The sequence below is a fragment of the Limnoglobus sp. genome, from assembly GCF_059499385.1.
The window spans coordinates 1-2,406 of sequence record NZ_JCABYM010000085.1 but is presented as its reverse complement, the minus strand read 5'-3'; the positions used below and the strand labels follow the sequence as shown (position 1 = coordinate 2,406).

The following is a 2,406-nucleotide window of genomic DNA, read 5'->3' as shown; positions in this document are numbered from 1 at the left end:
GCTGGAGGGAATCGAAGACCTGACCACCAAAGCCTAGCGGCTTTCGTTCGAGGTGCTGACTGTGCCGGACACCTATGGACTTGCGACCCTCCTATTCCTTGCCGCCCTGCTCTACAGCTCGGTCGGGCACGCCGGGGCCTCGGGGTATCTTGCGGCGATGGCCTTCTACGGCCTCTCGACCGAGAACATGCGGCCGGCGGCCCTGGTGCTCAACATCACCGCGGCCGTGCTAACGACCGCCCGGTTCCGGTCGGCCGGGCATTTCGACCGGCGGCTGTTGTGGCCCCTCGCCCTGGGATCGGTGCCGGCGGCGTTCCTCGGCGGGCTGCTAACGCTCCCTGGGGCCGTGTACAAGCCGCTCCTCGCGGTCGCCTTGTTGGTCGCGGCCGTGCGTCTCGCGTGGCCGAAATCCGCCGCACCGGCACAGGAGCGTCGGATGCCGGTGGTGGCCGGCGTGTTGGCCGGTGCCGTAATCGGATTCCTGTCCGGGTTGACCGGAGTGGGAGGGGGAATCTACCTCACCCCGCTACTCCTCTTTGCCGGCTGGGCGGAAACGAAGTCGGCCGCTGGGGTGTCGGCCGCGTTCATCCTCGTCAATTCGGTGGCCGGACTTATCGGCCGGCTGCTGGTCGTGCAGACCTTGCCGGCTGAACTGCCGTTATGGGCCGCTGTCGTTGTCGTGGGGAGCATTACGGGGGCCTCGCTCGGAAGCCGAGTTATCGGCTCGGCCACGCTCCAACGGCTGCTCAGCTTGGTTCTCGTCATCGCGGCTGGGAAGCTCCTCTTCGGATGAACCCGCCGGCGGTTTGCCGTTTGTGGACGCTGCCATGACACGTTTAGGCCGTGACCGCTTTTCACGACCGGGATGCGCCCACAATTCCCACTCGACTCCTCCCACCCGTCTCCCAAAAACAATCTCCCCCTGAACCGAAGTGCGGCCGTCCTCAACCCACCCTCGGAGCCGGCGGTAGGATTTCCGGGAACGGGCCGTGGCGGGATTTTCTGCCCCGGCACGGCTGATAGCCCTCCCGCGGCAAGAGCTTCTCACGGGGAAAATTTGCCGCCTTCGTAGGGCTGAGACGTTGGGGGCACGTCGCCCCTACATGGCCGGTCCGCGAAGCCACGCTCCGGCGTCCCCCGCCGGCGAATCGACCGCCTATAATCCCCCTCGGAAAGGGGCCTCGCCCCTTTGACCACTCCTCTCCCCAGGCACCCGGGAGACGGTCACAAAAAGACCGGGTGCGCCGTGCCCGTCGTCGGCACGACCGGCGGGTCAGACCGGCGGGTCAAAAAAGACGACGGCAGCAGCCTGAGTCGGGTTTTTGCGCGTGCTCGCGGGCGGGTGCCCACGGTTCTGCCTTCACGGCCCTGCCTCCTCGGGATGGTCCCGGGGGTCGTGAACGGAGAGCGTGGGACAGCCATGCCGAAAGGAGGGTGACAAGAGACGAAGTGCTTATGAAACAGCACAAGCAAGCGCAACAACAGCAGGGGCAAGTGGTGATGGCGGCGATGGCGGTGGGCTACCTTCTCCCCGCGGAGGTCAAGCCGCAGACGTGGACGGACAAGTTCGACCGCGGGTCGGTGCGAACCATCCTCTACGTCGAGAAGAAGCCGGTCCGGAATGCCTACCGGATTCTCGTGGCGAACCGCTTCAGCCGTCCGGACGAGCGGCAGTGGTTCAACGCCGACGACATTCCGCACGCCATCAAAGCCCTGCAAGACGCCGAGAGGGCGCACAAAAAGGCGAGACGACACCTCGAAGGAGGTGTCATCCGCCGGTTCATCAGGTGGCTGTTTTAGGTTTTCGTCCCACAAGCCCGGCTTACCCCGGGCTTGTGCTTTTCTGATTCCCCGAAATTGAATTACCACGACGGAAATTGTCCGGGCAAGGGGCCGGAAAATACCCCGGCGCGCGGAGATGACATGCCAACCTTCTGTGCGAACCGTCCCGCCCCCGCGGCCATTGCGGCCGACCGGCTAAGGACTTGCGGCACGGGGCAGGCTGTCGAGGCTGTCCGCCGAGGGGGTGAGGCCGGCGGACACCCACCGACGGGGGTTTTCGAGGGAGAGGGTAGGTGTTTCCGCCCGGCTGTGGCAATTGGACAACTGCACGGGAGGCGAAAGAACGCCGGAAGCGCACACGCGACGAGACGGGACCGGATGGATGAACGAGCAGGCCGCACCTACACACTCGAAATGCGCCGCGCGGTCGCGGCCGGGGTACTCGACACCGGCTTCGGCACGTTCCTCGTCCTCCTGGCCGTCCGAGACTTACACGCGACCCCGCTCGAAAAAGGGCTGCTCGTGTCCGGAAACGGCCTCGGGTATCTCCTCGCCCCGGTCGTCACGTCGGCCCTGACCGCGTTCCCCGGCACCGTATCGACCGTGCTGGCGGCGGCCTGGGGC

General features: G+C 66.0%; 2 protein-coding genes and 1 pseudogene. All 3 read left to right on the top strand.

Features of this window, described 5'->3' with window-relative positions:
- Positions 1-61 precede the first annotated feature (61 nt).
- Positions 62-793, top strand: coding sequence for a sulfite exporter TauE/SafE family protein (locus AC5JJ2_RS16120; RefSeq protein WP_495859035.1), 732 nt, complete (start codon positions 62-64; stop codon positions 791-793).
- A 662-nt stretch (positions 794-1,455) separates the two neighbouring features.
- On the top strand, positions 1,456-1,800 hold the full coding sequence (locus AC5JJ2_RS16115; protein ID WP_495859034.1) for a hypothetical protein: 345 nt from the start codon (positions 1,456-1,458) through the stop codon (positions 1,798-1,800).
- A 360-nt stretch (positions 1,801-2,160) separates the two neighbouring features.
- Positions 2,161-2,406 (top strand): annotated as a pseudogene (locus AC5JJ2_RS16110) (hypothetical protein); the annotation flags it as partial.

Coding starts and splice junctions, on each gene's coding strand:
- AC5JJ2_RS16115 (WP_495859034.1), top strand. CDS start 1,456: ATGAAACAGCACAAGCAAGCGCAACAACAGCAGGGGCAAGTGGTGATG.